Origin of the sequence: Salinicola sp. CR57, from assembly GCF_003206585.1 — a bacterium.
Classification (GTDB): domain Bacteria; phylum Pseudomonadota; class Gammaproteobacteria; order Pseudomonadales; family Halomonadaceae; genus Salinicola; species Salinicola lusitanus.
Map to the genome: position 1 here is coordinate 275,043 of NZ_PZJL01000004.1, position 17,102 is coordinate 292,144.

At 64.9% G+C, this 17,102-nt stretch carries 18 protein-coding genes; 10 read left to right on the top strand and 8 right to left on the bottom strand.

All coding sequences use genetic code 11. The features are described 5' to 3' along the window. The first annotated feature begins 33 nt into the window (after window positions 1-33). A complete protein-coding gene (locus DOM56_RS05955) occupies window positions 34-846 on the top strand; it encodes an acyl-CoA thioesterase domain-containing protein (protein WP_110708066.1) in 813 nt (270 codons plus the stop codon). 88 nt (window positions 847-934) lie between these two features. Here DOM56_RS05955 and DOM56_RS05960 read toward each other — a convergent pair whose 3' ends face one another. Then, complete coding sequence (locus DOM56_RS05960; RefSeq protein WP_110707944.1) at window positions 935-2,005, bottom strand: NAD(P)-dependent alcohol dehydrogenase; 1,071 nt, start codon at window positions 2,003-2,005, stop codon at window positions 935-937. Window positions 2,006-2,217: 212 nt separating this feature from the next. Between DOM56_RS05960 and DOM56_RS05965 the strand changes: the two genes are divergently transcribed. Next, window positions 2,218-3,150: an AraC family transcriptional regulator gene (locus DOM56_RS05965; protein ID WP_110707945.1), complete on the top strand. Its 933-nt coding sequence runs from the start codon at window positions 2,218-2,220 to the stop codon at window positions 3,148-3,150. A 34-nt stretch (window positions 3,151-3,184) separates the two neighbouring features. Here the strand turns inward: DOM56_RS05965 and DOM56_RS05970 are convergent, their stop codons facing one another. Beyond that, window positions 3,185-3,925: a TSUP family transporter gene (locus tag DOM56_RS05970; protein ID WP_110707946.1), complete on the bottom strand. Its 741-nt coding sequence runs from the start codon at window positions 3,923-3,925 to the stop codon at window positions 3,185-3,187. Window positions 3,926-4,094: 169 nt separating this feature from the next. Here DOM56_RS05970 and DOM56_RS19830 point away from each other — a divergent pair, with 169 nt between their 5' ends. Continuing rightward, the gene (locus tag DOM56_RS19830) at window positions 4,095-4,520 is read left to right on the top strand and encodes a hypothetical protein (RefSeq protein ID WP_198655694.1); all 426 of its coding nucleotides are present in this window, start codon (window positions 4,095-4,097) and stop codon (window positions 4,518-4,520) included. Here the strand turns inward: DOM56_RS19830 and DOM56_RS05980 are convergent, their stop codons facing one another. The 5 genes from DOM56_RS05980 to DOM56_RS06000 form a co-directional block, all read right to left on the bottom strand. Then, window positions 4,521-5,045 carry a GNAT family N-acetyltransferase gene (locus DOM56_RS05980; protein ID WP_110707947.1) on the bottom strand — a complete coding sequence of 175 codons (525 nt, stop codon included), beginning with the start codon at window positions 5,043-5,045 and terminating at the stop codon, window positions 4,521-4,523. A gap of 41 nt (window positions 5,046-5,086) precedes the next feature. Further along, window positions 5,087-5,545, bottom strand: coding sequence for an META domain-containing protein (locus DOM56_RS05985; protein WP_232822194.1), 459 nt, complete (start codon window positions 5,543-5,545; stop codon window positions 5,087-5,089). Between the two features lie 150 nt (window positions 5,546-5,695). Then, a complete protein-coding gene (gene dacB / locus DOM56_RS05990; RefSeq protein ID WP_110707948.1) occupies window positions 5,696-7,144 on the bottom strand; it encodes a D-alanyl-D-alanine carboxypeptidase/D-alanyl-D-alanine-endopeptidase in 1,449 nt (482 codons plus the stop codon). Between the two features lie 140 nt (window positions 7,145-7,284). Further along, the gene (locus tag DOM56_RS05995) at window positions 7,285-7,614 is read right to left on the bottom strand and encodes a multidrug efflux SMR transporter (protein ID WP_110598037.1); all 330 of its coding nucleotides are present in this window, start codon (window positions 7,612-7,614) and stop codon (window positions 7,285-7,287) included. Next, complete coding sequence (locus DOM56_RS06000; RefSeq protein ID WP_110708067.1) at window positions 7,611-8,300, bottom strand: methyltransferase domain-containing protein; 690 nt, start codon at window positions 8,298-8,300, stop codon at window positions 7,611-7,613. The genes DOM56_RS05995 and DOM56_RS06000 overlap by 4 nt, the downstream gene beginning before the upstream one ends. Window positions 8,301-8,651: 351 nt before the next feature. Here DOM56_RS06000 and DOM56_RS06005 point away from each other — a divergent pair, with 351 nt between their 5' ends. The 4 genes from DOM56_RS06005 (at window position 8,652) to DOM56_RS06020 (ending at window position 12,008) form a co-directional block, all read left to right on the top strand. Beyond that, window positions 8,652-10,529: a beta-ketoacyl synthase gene (locus DOM56_RS06005; protein ID WP_110707949.1), complete on the top strand. Its 1,878-nt coding sequence runs from the start codon at window positions 8,652-8,654 to the stop codon at window positions 10,527-10,529. 92 nt (window positions 10,530-10,621) lie between these two features. Then, complete coding sequence (gene coaD / locus DOM56_RS06010) at window positions 10,622-11,113, top strand: pantetheine-phosphate adenylyltransferase (RefSeq protein ID WP_110707950.1); 492 nt, start codon at window positions 10,622-10,624, stop codon at window positions 11,111-11,113. After that, window positions 11,070-11,381 (top strand): YfhL family 4Fe-4S dicluster ferredoxin, encoded by a 312-nt coding sequence (locus DOM56_RS06015; RefSeq protein ID WP_232822195.1) that lies wholly within the window; start codon window positions 11,070-11,072, stop codon window positions 11,379-11,381. Before coaD ends, DOM56_RS06015 begins: the two co-directional genes overlap by 44 nt. 81 nt (window positions 11,382-11,462) lie before the next feature. Continuing rightward, window positions 11,463-12,008, top strand: a complete 546-nt coding sequence (locus DOM56_RS06020) for an adenylate kinase (RefSeq protein WP_110707951.1) — start codon at window positions 11,463-11,465, stop codon at window positions 12,006-12,008. A 79-nt stretch (window positions 12,009-12,087) separates the two neighbouring features. Here the strand turns inward: DOM56_RS06020 and DOM56_RS06025 are convergent, their stop codons facing one another. Continuing rightward, window positions 12,088-13,506, bottom strand: coding sequence for a hypothetical protein (locus DOM56_RS06025; protein ID WP_110707952.1), 1,419 nt, complete (start codon window positions 13,504-13,506; stop codon window positions 12,088-12,090). Window positions 13,507-13,724: 218 nt separating this feature from the next. On the opposite strand from DOM56_RS06025, the gene DOM56_RS06030 reads away from it, so the two are divergent. The 3 genes from DOM56_RS06030 to DOM56_RS06040 all read left to right on the top strand — a co-directional run bounded on the left by DOM56_RS06030 (window position 13,725) and on the right by DOM56_RS06040 (window position 17,100). Next, the gene (locus tag DOM56_RS06030; RefSeq protein WP_232822196.1) at window positions 13,725-15,074 is read left to right on the top strand and encodes an MATE family efflux transporter; all 1,350 of its coding nucleotides are present in this window, start codon (window positions 13,725-13,727) and stop codon (window positions 15,072-15,074) included. A gap of 71 nt (window positions 15,075-15,145) precedes the next feature. Further along, window positions 15,146-16,459, top strand: a complete 1,314-nt coding sequence (locus DOM56_RS06035) for a short-chain fatty acid transporter (RefSeq protein ID WP_110707954.1) — start codon at window positions 15,146-15,148, stop codon at window positions 16,457-16,459. Between the two features lie 161 nt (window positions 16,460-16,620). Further along, complete coding sequence (locus DOM56_RS06040) at window positions 16,621-17,100, top strand: acyl-CoA thioesterase (protein WP_110598044.1); 480 nt, start codon at window positions 16,621-16,623, stop codon at window positions 17,098-17,100. Window positions 17,101-17,102: the final 2 nt, after the last annotated feature.

Sequence of the window (17,102 nt, forward strand, 5' to 3'; positions counted from 1 at the left end):
AGCCATCATCGACGCGCCATCAAGGATACCCGAATGACACAAGCGCTGAACGACCTTATCCAGCTTCTTGGCCTGGAAGCGCTGGAGGAGAACCTGTTCCGTGGTCAGAGCCAGGACCTGGGGCTGCCGCAACTTTTCGGCGGTCAGGCTCTGGGCCAATCCGCCGCCGCCGCGACCCGCACGGTGCCCGAGGATCGCTATCTTCACTCGCTGCATGGCTACTTCCTCCGCCCCGGCGATGCCCAGCTCCCGGTGATCTACTCCGTCGACCGCGTTCGCGATGGCGGCAGCTTCACGACGCGGCGCGTCACCGCGATCCAGAAGGGCAAACCGATATTCTTCTGCAGCGCCTCCTTCCAGGGACGTGAACACGGCCTGAGCCACCAACCCAAGGCGCCCGAGGTACCCACGCCCGAGGCGTTGCTGGCGGAAGGCAAGGCGGTCCACCAGCGCTTCCACGGACACCCTGTCGAATTCATCACCGTGGAAGAGCGCCATGACTGTCCGCCCTCGCGGATGATCTGGTTCCGCATGGCCGGCGGCCCGATGCCGGACGACCCGGCACTGCACCGCTACCTGCTCTCCTACAGCTCGGACTTCAACCTGCTGTTGACCTCGCTGCTGGCCCACGATGTGGAGTTCGGCGATCCGCGCCTGCGCATCGCCAGCCTGGATCACGCCCTGTGGATTCACGAGGACCCCAGGATCGACGAGTGGTTGCTGTACGTGATGGAGAGCCCCTGGGCGGGCGGCGCACGCGGTTTCGCTCGTGGCAGTTTCTATGACCGCGAAGGCCGCCTGGTGGCATCGACGGCACAGGAAGGATTGGTGAGAGTTCAGCCCTGAGCCACAAGCCGCCAAAAACAGCGTGGCGGTGGAACGAAAAACGCCAGCGACATCGTCGCTGGCGTTCGAGGCTCGAAGCTCTTGGCTCTTAGCTCTCCTTGATCGATGCCATGTCGATCACGAACCGATACTTCACGTCGCCCTTCTGCATGCGCTCCCAGGCCTCGTTGATCTGATCGATGTTGATCATCTCGACATCGCAGGTGATCCCGTTCTCGGCACAGAAATCGAGTACTTCCTGGGTTTCCGGCATGCCACCGATCAGCGAACCGGCCAGCACCCGACGACGGAAGACCAGGTTGGCACCGGATACCGCCGGATCGAGCGGCTCGAGCAGGCCGACGAGAATGTGCGTGCCATCCGGCTTCAGGGCATTGAGATAGGGGTTGATATCATGCTGCACCGGCACCGTGTCGAGCATGAAGTCGAAGGTTTCGGTGATCGCTGCCATCTCGTCGTCATTGGTGGAGATCACCACGTGATCGGCGCCCTGCTTTCTGGCTTCCGCCTTCTTGGACTCGGACCGCGTGAACAGCGTGACCTCGGCACCCAGCGCCTTGGCGAGCTTGACCCCCATATGGCCGAGACCGCCCATGCCGATGATGCCGACCTTGTCACCCGGCTTGACGCCGTAGTGTTTCAGCGGTGAATAGGTGGTGATACCGGCGCACAGGATCGGCGCCGCGGACTTGAGGTCGATGCCATCGGGCATGCGCACGACGAAACGTTCACTGACCACGACCTTGTCGGAGTAGCCGCCCTGGGTCAGGGTGCCGTCATGCTTGTCGGGACTGCCGTAGGTCATCACGAAACCTTCGGCGCAGTAGTTCTCGAGGCCTTCGTTACAGGCCTGGCACTGGCGGCAGGAGTCCACCATGCAGCCGACGCCGACCAGATCGCCGACCTGGTACTGACTGACGTCGTCGCCCACGGCCGTGACGCGGCCGACGATCTCGTGCCCCGGCACGACCGGATAGGAGGCCATGCCCCAGTCGTCGCGAGCGAAGTGAAGATCGCTGTGGCAGACGCCGCAGTAGAGAATTTCGATCGAGACATCATCCGGGCGCGGCGAACGGCGCTCGAAGTCCCAGGGTGCCAACGGTGTCGTGGCGGAGTGCGCAGCGTAACCCTTGGCGGGCGTGGCGGTAGCCTGAGTCATAGCGGTAACCCTTGGTCGAGGAGACGAATGACGCGCCGTGACACGGAGCGCGAAAACGCGATCAGTTTGGTCGATGCGCTTGAAGGTCGCCATGCCGAATCCTGTCGAACATCCACCCTATTCTCTTGAAACAGCGCATTTTGTTATCTTATAACGCTATTTTCATGCACAATACGCTGATCCTCCGTATCGACTCACTTTCGGGAGACGTCATGCTCGAGCACGCACTCCAAGTGTCGCCCAGCGATCAGCCATCGCGGGACGACATCGAACCGACCCGGCCGGCACCCGACTGGGCTTCCCATCTGGCCCGGACGCTGGCACCGCTGGCCATGACCAACGGCTTCTCCGCCACCCACATCGACGGAGTGAAGTTGATCGCCTCGGAATGCAGCTATCCGCGGACACCGCTGATCTATGAACCGGGGCTGTTCATCATCGCGCAGGGCGACAAGATCGGCTATCTGGAGGACCGGGTCATTCATTACGGTCCCGGCAACTATCTGGTACAAGCGATGCCGCTACCCTTCGAGTGCGAGACGCTGGCCCGCCCCGGCGCGCCGCTGCTGGGCCTGTCCATCGATGTGGACCCGTTGACGTTGAGCGAACTGGTTCACCACCTGCCGACACCGGCCGATGGCAATCGCCGCTCCCCCGAGCCCATGGCGGCAGTCCCCCTCGATGCCACCATGGCGGAAGCGGTGCAACGGCTGGCCGACTGCCTGTCGGACGAGAGCACCAGCCGGGCGCTGGGCGCGGGCCGGGTGCGGGAGGTGCTGTTCGCGGCGCTCAACGGTCCGCAAGGCCAGTCGCTGCGGGAGCTGGTACAGCAGCAGGGACACTACGCGCGCATCGCCGAATCGCTGAACTACCTTCATCGCCATTTCGCGCTGCCGCTGACAGTGGAAGCGCTTGCCGAACGTGCCAACATGAGCGCCTCGCATTTCCATCACCACTTCAAGCGCGTGACACAGTTGTCGCCGGTGCAGTATCTCAAGCGCCTGCGACTACTTCGGGCTCGGGTTCTGCTGGGCCAGCAGCGGGTCAACGTGGCCCGGGCTGCCGTCGATGTGGGCTATCGCAGCACCTCGCAGTTCAGTCGCGAGTACAAGCGCTATTTCGGCGTCAGCCCCTCTCAGGAGTAGACCTCTTGCACGGCCGCCCCGCCGGCGGGCACGATCACGCCCACAGCCCCATCAGTCCCCGGATCAGGTAATAGGCCCCCACCACCGTGACGATCCAGCGCGTCCAGTAGCGAAAGCCGGCATCCGTCAGCCGGGAGAGCACCAGATTGCCGGTGCGCGTGCCCACGAAGGCGAAAGGAATCGCCAGCGCCACCCAGCCCCACTCACCGCTATCCATCGCCAGGGCCGCCTGCCAGTAGAAGAGGATCTTGAGGCTGTGCGCAATGACCTGAATGGTGGCCTTGGTCGCCACCACGGTGCGCCGGTCGAGATGGGTACGGATGAAGCCGAGGTCGATGGTCGGGCCGGATACGCCGACGGCAATGGTCAATCCCCCGGAGACGAGCCCGCACAGGACGGCATGCCCCGGCCGCGAGACGTCGAAATGGAACCAGCGCTTGGGTATCCATACCATCACCGGCATCAGTCCGAGCACGATCAGCACCACCGTCTCGCTGGGCGAGTAGCGCACCAGGACCAGCAGCCCGGCCGCGATCAATACGCCGCAGGCGATCATGGCGACGATGCGCCAGTCGATGAAGCGACGCGAGAGCCACGCGCGCGAGGCGTTGGCGGTGAGCTGGATCACTCCGTGCACGGCGATCGCCGTCGCTGCCGGTAACCAGGCGAGCAGGAAGCCAAGCAGAATCAGCCCGCCGGCCATGCCGAAGACGCCGGACAACACCGAGGTCGAGAACACCACGGCCAGAAACAGCAATCCAACGGATAGTGCCATACGAGGTCTATACTCCAGTGGCGGGCCAACAGTGCCCGAGAAAGATCCACGACCGCTGACTCCGTGGAAAATGTGCCAGCTCGACGGGCGCGATGCGCTCACACCACTGGCGGCCGGTAACACGCTACCGGCATCGCCCCTACCACCGGCAACAAGGACCGTTTCCCTTATGCGCCGTTTCACGCCCTACACCGTCCCGGCCTGCCTCGCCACGGCCATGCTCGCCATGGCCGGCCCCGCCCACGCTTCCACCGATGCCGCCTGGGAGGAGCACGATCAGGCGGTCATCGAACAGTGCCAGCAGGCCAGCCAGTTTCCGGATGCCGCCCCGGCTGGAGAGCCGGTGCTGTTCGACGACGAGGCCGGCATGACGGCACTGCTGATCCAGGGTCATTACCCGCAGGACCACATGAACGGTCAGGCCGGCCAGGAACTCTGCCTGTTCCTGCGCAGCAGCCAGGAGGTCTATATCGCCGACGCCGACAAGCTGGCGATAGGTTCCGATGCGCTGCCGAGCACGCCGACGGAGGCTATCAACGACGATGCCGACAGCGGCAGCACCGGCCAGTCGGACAAGCCCGGCGATACCCCCTGATCACTCCGCGCTAGGGCGCTCCGGCGTCGCCAGGATCCGCTGGTAGAAAGCCAGATCGAGCCAGCGCCCGAACTTGAACGCGGCCTGACGGACAGTGCCGGCATGTTCGAAGCCCAGCCGTTCGTGCAGCACGATGCTGGGGGCATTGGCGGCATCGATGCCGCCGATCAGGGTGTGGTACTGCTGAGCCTCGGCGCGCGCGATCAGTGCCGTCATCAGCTGCCTGGCGACGCCCCGCTGGCGGAAGTCGCCATCCACGTAGACCGAGTGCTCGACGCTGTAGCGATAGGCGGCATGGGGCCGAAACGGGCCATAGCTGGCGAACCCCATCAGCCGGCCGCTATCGTCGTCGAGCATGCCGAGGATCGGAAAGTCCCCTGCGCGCTTGGTCTGGAACCATTGCTCGACGACAGCCCTCGTCCGTGGCTGATACTCGTAGAGCGCAGTGGTATTGAGGATGGCGTCATTGAAGATCGTCAGCACGGCATCGCCGTGCAGGTCGAACTCGCAGTCGATCAGGGTCAAGGTACGGTTCTCACGGTCGAATCAGGGAGCTTGCGCGTCGCTCAATACAGCGCATTGGCCTTGAGTCTGGCCAGCGTTCTGTCAGCCGCGTCCTTCAGCACGAGCGACTGCCCGGAAATCGAGTAGTGCGCCGTTTCGGAGAGTGTCGCCAGCCATCCCTGTTCGAGGGTCGCCATCTCCCCGGGACACGCCATTCGGGTCGAGGCCAGCTGCGAGAAGGTCAGCGTATCGCCCTCCATCCGGTAGCCCCCCATCAACCGGTTGCATCCGGTCGAGCCGGCAACACGCCCCTGCGCATCGAGCACCAGATGCGCTTCGCGCTGGTTGTCCGCCACGGGCACCGGCTCGCCGTCGAGCGTCATCAGTTTCCAGTAGGTACCGACCAGGGCTTCGCTGGCGGCCGGTGCGTTGGCGCCGGTTGCGGCGTCATCCGGGTTCGAGGCACAACCGGCAACGCTCACGACGATGGCGGCGGCGAATAGGGAAAGGCGTGACAGCACTTAGACGTCCTCATGTGGGAAGCGTGGAGCAAACGGTGCGATTTTGCGCGCGGGCGAACACGGAGGCAATCCGGGTCGCCCGCCTCGGCGAAAACGCCAGGGCCTGTCCAACCGATTCACCCGGCTCACGACGTCGCGGGTGGACACGTCCTAGTGGCGCTCGATCATCGCGGTCAGGTCGTCGGCGACCATCGGCAGCGTCTCGCGCCAGGAGAGATACGGCGTCGACGCGGTACCGTTGACCAGCACGGCGAAGCTGCCCCAGCGCCCGCTGTCGGTGCGGAAATAGCCAGCCACCGCGCGTACCGTCACCGGCTCGTTGAGCGTGCCCGTCTTGAGCATCACGTGGTCCTGGAAGGTCTGGCTGCCACGACGGATGAAATGCATCGGCCCGTTGGCGGGTACCTGCATACCGGCCACGAACGTGGGAAACAGCGAGGCATTGCCATACATCGCGCCAAGCAGCGAGTTGACGCTCTGCGCCGACACCCGGTTTTCCGGCGTCAGCCCGCTACCGCTGCGCAGTATCGCCGCACCGTGTCCCGGCAGGCTGGTGGCGAAACGCTCGAGCTCCCGCCCGGCGTCCGGCAGATTCTGCTGGGTGCCGGAGGTCAGATCCAGCGCCAGGGTGTCGGCCATGAAATTGTTCGAGTAGTTGAGCGTGCGCAGCAGCAGCTCCTGCAGCGGCTTGCCCTCGACGGCGGCCAACTCCTTGGCGATCGACGGCGGAGCCTGCCGACTGACCGCGTAGCCCCCGCTGACCGGCACCCCCGCCTGGCGCAGCAGCGACAGCAGCGTCTGCCCGGTCTGGTCCGCCGGATCCGAGCTCGCCTTGTAGATGGGACGGGGATAGGTCCCGGCGGGAATCTGCCCGCTGACCTTGAGCGTGTCCCCCTGGCTGTCGGTCACCCGCTTGGCGTAGAGGTCGGCGGAGCCGCCCGCGGCGACCGTGGTCACGTCGTTCTGGATTCGCAGGGTCGGCGCCACCGTGTCGCAGCTGGTGATCCGTGCCGGCTGGCCGACCCCCCCCGGCATCACCGTGGCGCACCAGCTGCCATAGTTGACCGCCGCGGAGGAGAGCAGCGAGGCGTAGGCGTTGGTGCCCTCCGTCTGCGTCTTGCAGCGATCGCTGGTCTGGCAGGTCACCGGGCCGAAGCGCCACTGGCTGATCACCAGTTGCCCGTCGACGCTGGAAACCCCGAGCTCCCGCAGCTTCTGGATCAGCCGCCAGAGCTCTTCCGATGTCAGCGCCGGGTCGCCGCCGCCCTCGAGCACCAGGTCGCCGTGCAGGACGCCGTTGCCATCGAGCGTGCCGGTGGAGACGAAGCGAGTGGTGAATCGGTGCTGCGGCCCCCAGCGATCCAGGGCGGCGGCGGCGGTGTAGAGCTTGGTGACGGATGCCGGCGACAGCGGTTGCGAGGGATTGAGGGCGCCCAGCACCTCTCCGCTATCCAATAGCCGCGCTTGGGCGCTGATAACGAAACCCTTGTCGGCGAGCCGGGCGACATGATCGAACCCGGCTGCCTGGACGACGATAGAGACCACCGATAGTGACAACGCACCGAGAAACAGAGAACTCCGACCTAGCCACTGCCGCATAATGGATGCTCGCTTCAAAGAAAAATGAGGGCCAATCTGGTCCAGAGCGTACCAATTAACGCCCCTCGGAGGCGATGCCTGGTGTCATGTCAAAGTACCAAAAGACGAAAGCGCTGAAAGAGAGGAGGCACCACCGCACGTCAGTGCGACGACAGCCGCGAAAAAACCTGGATGACGACGACGCCGGCGATGATCAGCCCCATGCCCAGGTAGGCGGGCAGGTCCGGTTTCTCGCCGTAGAACACGATACCGATCAGCGTCACCAGCACGATACCGAGGCCGGCCCAGATCGCGTAGGTGATGCCCACGGGCAGCGACTTCAGCACCAGCGACAGCGCATAGAACGAGAAGCCGTAGCCCACGACCACCACGAGGCTTGGCAGCCAGCGTGTGAAGCCGGCCGAGGCTTTCAGCGAACTGGTTGCCACGACTTCGGCGACGATCGCCAGGGCGAGGAGCAGATAGCTCATCGGGCGGGCTCTCCGTTGGGTAGCGAAGCGGCGAGATCGACGCGATAGCGCCACAGCGTCTGGCCGCTCTCGTAATATTTTCGCTCGAATGGCGTCATGAACGTGACGCCGGGAGTGAAGGCAGCGATCTTGCCCTCGACCCCGAGCAGCGCCTCGACGCCGAGGGCGAACTCCTCGACATAGATGGCCCAGTTGGAGCGCAGCTCCAGCACCCCACCGAGCGCGAGCAGCGAGGGAAAGACCGGATGGCCGTGCCAGCGCTTCTTGAGCTGCGTGCTCTTGGGATAGGGATTCGGATAAAGCAGGTAGTGCCGCGCCGGCCGCCACCCGGCGGCGAGCGCCAGGCGCCAGAAATCGACCAGATCGGCACGCACCAGTCGCGCGTTGTCCGGCAAGGCACCGTGATCTCGCGACAGCCGCAGCTCGCTGCGATCCACGCCGATCACGGCATGATCGGGATGACGTTCGGCGAGCCGGCGCGTGGAGAGCCCCACGCCACAGCCGGCATCGAGGATCAGCGGCCGGCACTGCGCCTCCAGCCATCGAGCCGCTTCCGCGAAGGCCAGCCGCGTATGCTCGGCCGGCGGGCGTTGCCACTCGCTATCGCGAGCGCGCTGGACGCGGCGCATCAAATCCTGGTGCGGCCCCTGCTGACTTGAGACGATGGCGCGCGATGAGGCTTGCATGAGAACACCGATGATAAAGCTGCGACAGGCCGGGTATTCTAGCAGCCGGCTGCCCGACCCATGCATCCGGAACGCACGATAGCTTACCTGGCGTGGCATGACGGCGCGCGCGCGCAGGTGTATCATCCCTGCCCACATTCAGCCAATCCTGGCAATACGGCCTTCGATGGCATGTACGATCACTGTTTTCCCTGTTCGCTCGGGGGCTTTTCTCAACCGGTCTGGGCCGAAAGCTGAGTCCCCGGCGGGAATATCCTTTCATCGCAGTCGATCCATCCCCATGTCATGGTCACCGATTGCCCCAATGTTCACGAGGGACGTGGCTTGTCACATTTACCGGTAATCGTCGGTATGGGCGGCGTCAACGCCGCGGGTAGAACCTCCGGGCACCAAGCCTACCGCCGCACGATTCTCGACGTTCTGCCAGCCGCCGAGCAGACCCGTACGCTCGTTGCCCTGGCGACCCTGATGCAGTTGGTCACCCCGTGCGGCGAGGGCCAATGGCAGAGTGCCAATGGCGAGACGCTCGGCGAGGCCGCGGTCGTCGATCGCTACCGCGAGCAGATTCTCAAGCAGACGCTGATCCGGCGCATCGAGGACGACGCCTTCCGGGAGGCCGGTATCCCCGGCAACCGCGAGATGCGGCTGACGTTCTCGCAGCCCGTGAGCTTCACCACGTCACGGCGCCAACTGCCGCAGCCACTGCCCGATGGCTGGGAGATCCGCGAGCTCGACAGGCAGACCGTCGAGGTCAACGTGCCTGCCGGTACGCTGAACGCGCTGCTGCCCGAAAGGCGGCAGGCGCTGGTGCGGGCTGCCGGCTGCCTGCCGTCGGGCTTCTCGCCGGAAACCTTCTACCGCAGCGTTCACCACCCGCGTGGCCTGTCGATGGCGATCTTCGGCGTCAGCGACTGCCTAGGCCAGAGCGGGCTCGACTGGGAATCGCTGCGTGACCGGGTGGATCCGGATGCCATCGCCGTCTACGCCGGCAACTCCATCGGCCAGCTCGACGACGCCGGCTGGGGCGGCATGCTGAAGAGCTTCGTCACCGGCCAGCGGACCACCTCCAAGCAGATGCCGCTGGGCTATGGCCAGATGCCGGCGGACTTCCTCAATGCCTACGTACTCGGCAGCGTGGGCGCCACCGGTGCGATCCAGGGCGCCTGCGCCACCTTCCTCTACAACCTGCGACTCGGCATCGACGATATCCGCCAGGGCCGTCGCCGCATCGTCATGGTCGGCACCAGCGATGCGCCGGTGACGCCGGAGATCATCGAAGGCTTTCGCGCCATGAGCGCGCTCGCCGACGACCAGAGCCTGATGGCGCTGGACGCGCTGGAGCTGCTGACCGACGAGGATTACCAGCGCGCCTGCCGTCCGTTCGCCCGCAACTGCGGCTTCACCATCGCCGAGGCGGCACAGTTCGTGCTGCTGATGGACGACTCGCTGGTGCTGGAGACCGGCGCCCAGATCCTGGCCGCCGTGCCCGAGGTGAACGTCAATGCCGACGGCTGGAAGCGTTCGATCTCCGCCCCCGGTATCGGCAACTATCTCACGCTGGGCAAGTCGGTGGCCCTGGCCACCTCGATCCTGGGCGAACAGAGCGTGCGGCAGCGCAGCTATCTCCACGCCCATGGCACCAGCACGCCGAAGAACCGCACCACCGAGTCGCATATCTTCGACCAGGTGGCCCGGGCCAACGGCATCGAAAACTGGCCGGTCGCCGCGATCAAGGCGTTCATCGGCCATTCTCAAGGCACTGCCGCCGGCGACCAGATCGCCAGCGCCCTGGGCACCTTCGCCCATGGCTGGGTGCCGGGCATTCCGACGCTCGATGCGGTGGCGGACGATGTCTACGCCGAGAAGCTACGCTTCTTCCAGGAGCCACTCGCGTTCGAGGCGGACTGCAGCTTCATCAACGCCAAGGGGTTCGGCGGCAACAACGCCACCGGCCTGCTGCTGTCGCCGCAAGTGACCGAGCGTCTGCTGGCCCAGCGCCACGGCCAGCGCGCACTCGACGACTGGCGGCATCGCCGCGAGCGCACGCTCGCCGCCGCCGCGCAGTACGAAGCCGAGGCCGATGCGGGACGATTCGAGGTCATCTATCGCTTCGGCGAGGGCGTGCTGGAGGGGCCGGAGCTGGAAGTCGGTCGCGATGCGATCCGGATTCCCGGCTATGCCAACCCCGTATCGCTGAAGGTCGACAATCCTTTCGGTACACTGGATTGAGTTCGGACCGTCAACGACACCCGGACAGGAAATCGACTTCGGCCGAGCAGTCGGCCGTCCGCCATGCTCTCGATCAGCGTGGAGTCTTGCGAATGCAGAACATCGTCGTCTACCCCGGCACCTTCGACCCAATCACCAACGGTCACCGGGACCTGATCCAGCGCGCCGCGAGGATCTTCGACAAGGTCGTGATCGCCGTCGCCGAAAGCCCGCGCAAGCAGCCGACGCTGTCGCTCGAGGTGCGCGAGGCACTGGCTCGCGAAGTGGTCGCCGACTGGCCCAATGTCGATGTGATCGGCTTCGACGGCCTGCTCACCGAACTGCTGGTGCAGCAGCGGGCGAGAATCATCCTGCGCGGGCTCAGGGCGGTTTCGGACTTCGAGTACGAGATGCAGCTGGCCAACATGAACCGCGCCCAGGCACCGGATGTCGAGACGCTGTTTCTGACCCCCGAGATCGAAAATTCGTATATCTCCTCGACCCTCGTGCGCGAGATCGCGCGCCTCGGCGGGGACGTTTCCCAACACGTATCGCCGTGCGTTGTCGATGCACTCCGCCGGCGGTTCGCGGCAGACGGCGCGTGAGCGCCGCGAGGACGGTTACATGGCACTGATGATCACCGATGAATGCATCAACTGCGATGTCTGCGAGCCGGAATGTCCCAACGACGCGATCTCGCCCGGGGAAGAGATCTACGTGATCGACCCGGGCCGCTGCACCGAGTGCGTCGGTCACTTCGACGAGCCCCAGTGCCAGCAGGTCTGCCCGGTGGACTGCATTCCGCTCGACCCCGAGCGCGAGGAGAGCAAAGAGCAACTGATGGAAAAGTACCGGATCATCACCGCAGCCTGAGCCCGCTCGTCCCGCTCCCGTGACCCGTGAATGAGCCCACCGCACATCCGGGTCGCGCCCGTTATCCGCGAAACGCCCACCATGAAGATCAACGTCGTCGGTACCAGTGGCAGTGGCAAGAGCACGCTGGCGAGAAAACTCGCCAGCGTGCTCGACGTTCCGCATATCCAGCTCGACCAACTTTACTGGCAAGCCGACTGGCAAGGCACTCCCGACGACGAGTTCTTCTCGCGTCTCCGCCAGGCCATGGCGGCATCGCCGGACGGCTGGGTCATCGACGGCAACTTCGATCGCACACGTCATATCAAGTGGCCCGAAGCGGATATCGTCATCTGGCTCGACCTGGGCTTCTGGCGAGTGCTGAGCCAATCCGTGCGCCGCGCCATCGAGCGCATCGTCACCCGCGAGGAGCTCTGGCCCGGTACCGGTAACCGGGAAAGCTTTCGTCAAACCTTCCTCAGTCGCCGTTCGATCCTGCTCTGGTCGCTGGGGACCTGGCGTCAGAATCGCAGGCGCTATCTGGCCGCCATGATCGACCCGGCCTACCGGCACATCCGCTTCATTCGCCTGACCCATCGCCACGAGCTGGCGGCCTGCGTCGCCGCGCTGGTCCAGCGTAACCGCTGAAAACGCCGGCGCCGCGCCGATTTCCGGGTCGGAGCGGCGCTGGCATCCCTGCATTCACGGCATCGCGTTCGCGGTGCGGCTAGAACGTGTAGGTTGCGTAGAGCTCGAACAGCTGAGCGGTGTCGTCGTTGCCACCGAAGCGCTCCTCGGCCCCCTGCTGCGGGTCGGCGATGGCGTAGATACCCGACAACGAGAGACGCTCGGTGATCGACCAGTCGGCATAGAGATTGAATTCGTTGGCGAAGTCGCTATGGCTCGCACCCGCCGCTTCGGTGTCGTGATAGCGGAACCGGTAGCCGATCGCCCCGACCTCCAGATCGTCCCGCGGCGCCACCGAAAAGCGCAGCATGTCGACATCCAGATTGGCGTTGAACAGCATGTACTCGCCGACGATCTCGCCCATGAACCAGTTGCCCCAGCCGCCGGCGAAGTCGTAGAACAGCGTGTCGTAGTCCTCGCCGAATTCGGCGTGGCGATAGGCGATCTGCGGCGTCCAGGGCGCCTCGGAGAAGTCGTAGGTCGCCTGTATATACCAGCCGTTGTCGTCGATGCCTTCATCGCTGTTCTTCTCGCGGACGATCTGGCCCCCCAGCGAGAAATCGGGCACGGCGGCGAACGGCTTGCCCTTGGCTCGCAGGTTGTAGACGTCCATGCCGTCGCGGCCGGCGATGTCGCTGTCGTAGACTCGCAGGTAGGCCGCGCCCACCTTGGCCCGATCGCCCCAGGTGTAGTCGACGTTGACGCCATTGGTGCTGGTTTCGTCATCCGGCCCGCCGCTGACGTACTGATCGGCCTCGAGGTGGAACAGGTCGCCGTGCCAGCCGTGACTCTCGATCGAGGCGACGGCACTGTTCTTGAAGCCTTCGCTGGGGCCGATGTAGTAGCCCGCGTACTTGCCGGTATCGGTAAAGCCGTCTCCGACCAGAAAGCCGTCGCCGAATTCGAACTTCTGGCGTCCGGCCGAGAGCGTGATCGCGTCCTCGCCCAGCGTATTGGCCCACAGATCGCCGCTGCGCCATCCGAGATAGGCGCGATCGAGACGCGCATGCTCGGGATGTCCGGGTGTCGCGCCGGCCGCATCGCCGTAGGCGCTGCCGCGGGTCAGCGCGTAGCTGCCCTGAACACCGGTGAACCAGGTGCCGCCGTCGGGGATATCCCACTCCGCCGTCAGCGCCGGCTGGCCTGCGGCTTCCATCCAGTCAGGGCTGGTCCCGGTGGGCGCGCCGCCATCGATACTGGACCCTGATCCGAAATTGACGTTATCGGTCGCGGCGCCGAAACCGTAGAGGGTCAGCCCACCGTTGAGGCGAAGACGTCCATCGTCACTCTCGTAGAGCGAATGCGGGGCGCTCGGTGTGGCGATGCCGGCACCGAGATAGTCGATATCGGTGACGGCAGTGATGGCATGGGCCTGGGAGGAGAACATTCCCCCCATCAGAAAGGCGCACGTGAGTGCACGACGACCGGGCAAAGCCGGCTGCTCGCTGCTTGGCGACATGGTCAGGTTCCCTTGGCTCTCGGCTTTTGTTCAACCGTTGGCGATAGCGAATGCGGTCTCCGGGATCGGCCGGTCAGACGACGATGGCATTCGCGTGACATCGAGCTAAGCCTAGAAAATTTCGCCGACAGCGCAACTCGCGACCCGCACGGGGCCGAGTTGCGAGTATGCTGGCGGACGCCGCTGGCTGGATTTCGACGAACCGCAGGAAGCACGACTTGGCCTCTCAATATACGACCCGCCACATCTGGAAGCTGGCGTGGCCGATCATCCTCTCCAACATCACCGTCCCGCTGCTGGGCCTGGTGGACACGGCCGTCGTCGGCCACCTCCCCGACTCACGTTATCTGGCAGCAGTAACGCTCGGCGCCACGCTGTTCAGCTTCCTCTACTGGGGATTCGGCTTTCTGCGAATGGGCACCACAGGCCTGACCTCCCAGGCGGTGGGTCGCGAGAACGACAGCGACGTGCGTCTACTGCTGGCGCAGTCGCTGGTCATGGCCGCCACGATCGGGTTGATGCTGATCCTGCTGTCGCACCCGTTGATCGATTTCGGCCTGTGGCTGCTCGACGGCAGCGAGACGGCGATGCGGCTCGCCGCCGACTACGCACATATCCGGATCTACTCGGCCCCGGCGGTGCTGGCCAATTACGCCATCCTGGGCTGGTTCATCGGCCAGCAGAAGACGCGCATCACGCTGGCGATCCTGCTGCTCACCAACGGCGTCAATATCATCCTCGACCTACTGTTCGTGGTCGGCTTCGGCCTGGCCAGCGACGGCGTAGCCTGGGCCTCGCTGATCGCCGACTACAGCGCGCTGGCCTTCGGCCTGTGGCGGGTCGCCGTTCACTGTCGGCAGTTGGGCGGATCGCTGTCGCGCCAGGCGCTGTGGATGTGGGGCCACTACTCGGCGTTGATTCGCGTCAACCAGCACCTGTTCGTACGAACGCTGGGGCTGCTGTTCGCCCAGGCCTTCTTCACCGCCCAGGGGGCCAATTTCGGCGACACCGTCCTCGCTGCCAATGCCGTGCTGCTGCAGTTCATCATGCTTGTCTCGTTCGCCCTGGACGGCTTCGCCAACGCCGCCGAGGCGCTGACCGGACGCTCGGTGGGACGACGCGACTGGAACGACTTCGGCGCCGCCGTCGGTGCCGCCGGCAAGCTGTCGCTGCTGGTGACGGGCGGCTCGATGCTGCTGTTCGCGGTGGCCGGGAATGGGCTGATATCGCTGCTGACCGACCTGCCGGAGGTCCGCGCCACCGCTGCCGACTACCTGCCCTGGATGATCGCCATGCCGGCGCTGGCGGTATGGAGCTACCTGCTCGATGGCGTCTTCATCGGCGCGACCGAAAGCCGTGCGATGCGCGACACCGTATGGCTGGCCATCGCCTGCTATCTGCCGGTGTGGTGGCTGACCCAGGGCTACGGCAATCATGGCCTGTGGTTCGCATTCTTGTTTTTCACCCTGGTGCGCTCGACCTCTCTCGGCCTCTGTTACCTGTACTACCGAAGGACGCGCTGGTCGCCGACCGCCGGCAGCGAAACTTCCCCGGAAACAAGTCGCTAGACCAAGGTTGACTAATGGAGAGTGCGGGGATGCGTTAGGCTCGCCCCACGTTCACCGACGAGATACCCCTCATGCTGCAGCGCCTCTCCCGCCCGGCGGTCAAGCTGGTCGAGCGCTACCTGCCCGACCCCTACATCTTCGTACTGCTGCTGACGATCGTCGCCGCACTGGCGGCGATGCTGCTCGAACGACAATCGCCACTGGCGGTCATGCAGTACTGGGGCGACGGGTTCTGGGGACTGCTGTCGTTCTCGATGCAGATGCTGATGGTGCTGGTGACCGGGTTCATGCTCGCCAACTCGCCACCGATCAAGCGCCTGCTGGACAGGCTCGCCGCCACCGCCCGGACGCCCGCTGGCGCGATCATTCTGGTGACCCTGGTATCGCTCGCCGCAAGCTGGATCAACTGGGGCTTCGGGCTGGTCATCGGGGCGCTGTTCGCCAAGGCACTGGCACGACAGATAAGGGTCGATTACCGCCTGCTGATCGCCAGCGCCTACTCCGGTTTCGTGGTGTGGCACGGCGGCCTGGCCGGCTCGATCCCGCTGACCATCGCCACGCCGGGGCACTTCAGCGAGGCCCAGATCGGTATCATTCCCACCTCGCAGACGATCTTCGCCGGCTACAACCTGGCCATCGTCGTGGCGCTGTTCGTCATCATGCCGTTGATCAATCGCTGGATGCTGCCACCGGAGAACGAGAGCGTCTTCGTCAGCCGTGACCAGCTCTCGGAACCGGAGGCCCCGGACGCCACTCGGGCCCAGCGACCCGCCGAGCGACTGGAAAACAGTACCCTGCTGTCGCTGCTGGTGGGCGTGCCGGGACTGCTCTACCTGATCCACTACTTCGTCTTTGCCGGCGGCGGGCTCAACCTCAACAGCGTCAACTTCCTGTTCCTGTCACTCGCCATCGTGTTCCATCGCACGCCGCGCAGCCTGCTTGCCAGCCTCAACGAGGCCATCAGGGGCGGCGCCGGGATCGTGATCCAGTTTCCGTTCTATGCCGGCATCATGGGCATCATGATGCAGTCCGGTCTGGCGCAGTCGCTCTCGGAGATGTTCGTCGCCATCGCCACTGCCGATACGCTGCCGTTCTGGTCGTTCATCAGTGCCGGTATCGTCAACCTGTTCGTGCCCTCCGGTGGCGGCCAGTGGGCGGTTCAGGCGCCGGTCATGTTGCCGGCCGCCGAAGCGCTGGGTGCCGATGTCTCGCGCGTTGCCATGGGCGTGGCCTGGGGCGATGCCTGGACCAATCTGCTGCAGCCGTTCTGGGCCCTGCCGGTGCTCGCCATCGCCGGTCTCAAGGCCAAGGACATCATGGGATTCTGCCTCATCCAGCTGGCGGTCACGGGGGTGGTGATCGGGCTGGGGCTGACCCTGATCTAGCTCGCCGCCCTCGCGCCCGAGAGCCGGCGCGAGGGAACCGGCGGGACGATCGATGGGCAGTCCGGGCCAAACGTGGTACATCTGGCGCATAAAAACACGCACCAGACGACCCCGAGGATACCGTGACGCCCGATGACCTGCCCCGACAGCACGAGCTGTCGATGACCGTACTCATGACCCCCGACATGGCCAACTTCAGTGGCAAGGTGCATGGCGGGGCGATTCTCAAGAAGCTCGACGAAGTCGCCTACGCCTGCGCCAGCCGCTATGCCGGCAGCTACGTGGTGACCCTTTCCGTCGACCAGGTCCTGTTCAAGCAGCCGATCCACGTCGGCGAACTGGTGACCTTCCTGGCGATGATCAATCACGTCGGCCGCTCGTCGATGGAGGTCGGCATCAAGGTGCTGGCCGAATCGATCCAGGAACGGGTGATACGCCACACCAACAGCTGCTACCTGACCATGGTCGCCGTCGACCATGACGGCAATCCCGTCCCGGTACCGTCGCTGGAATTGAAGACCCCACTGCAGAAGCTACGCTTCGAGAAGGCGGCGCTGCGCAAGAAGCTGCGCAAGCAGGAAGCCGAGGAAGAGCGCAACGCCATGGCCGAGCATCTCAAGGCCTATCCGGCCGGACAGTGACA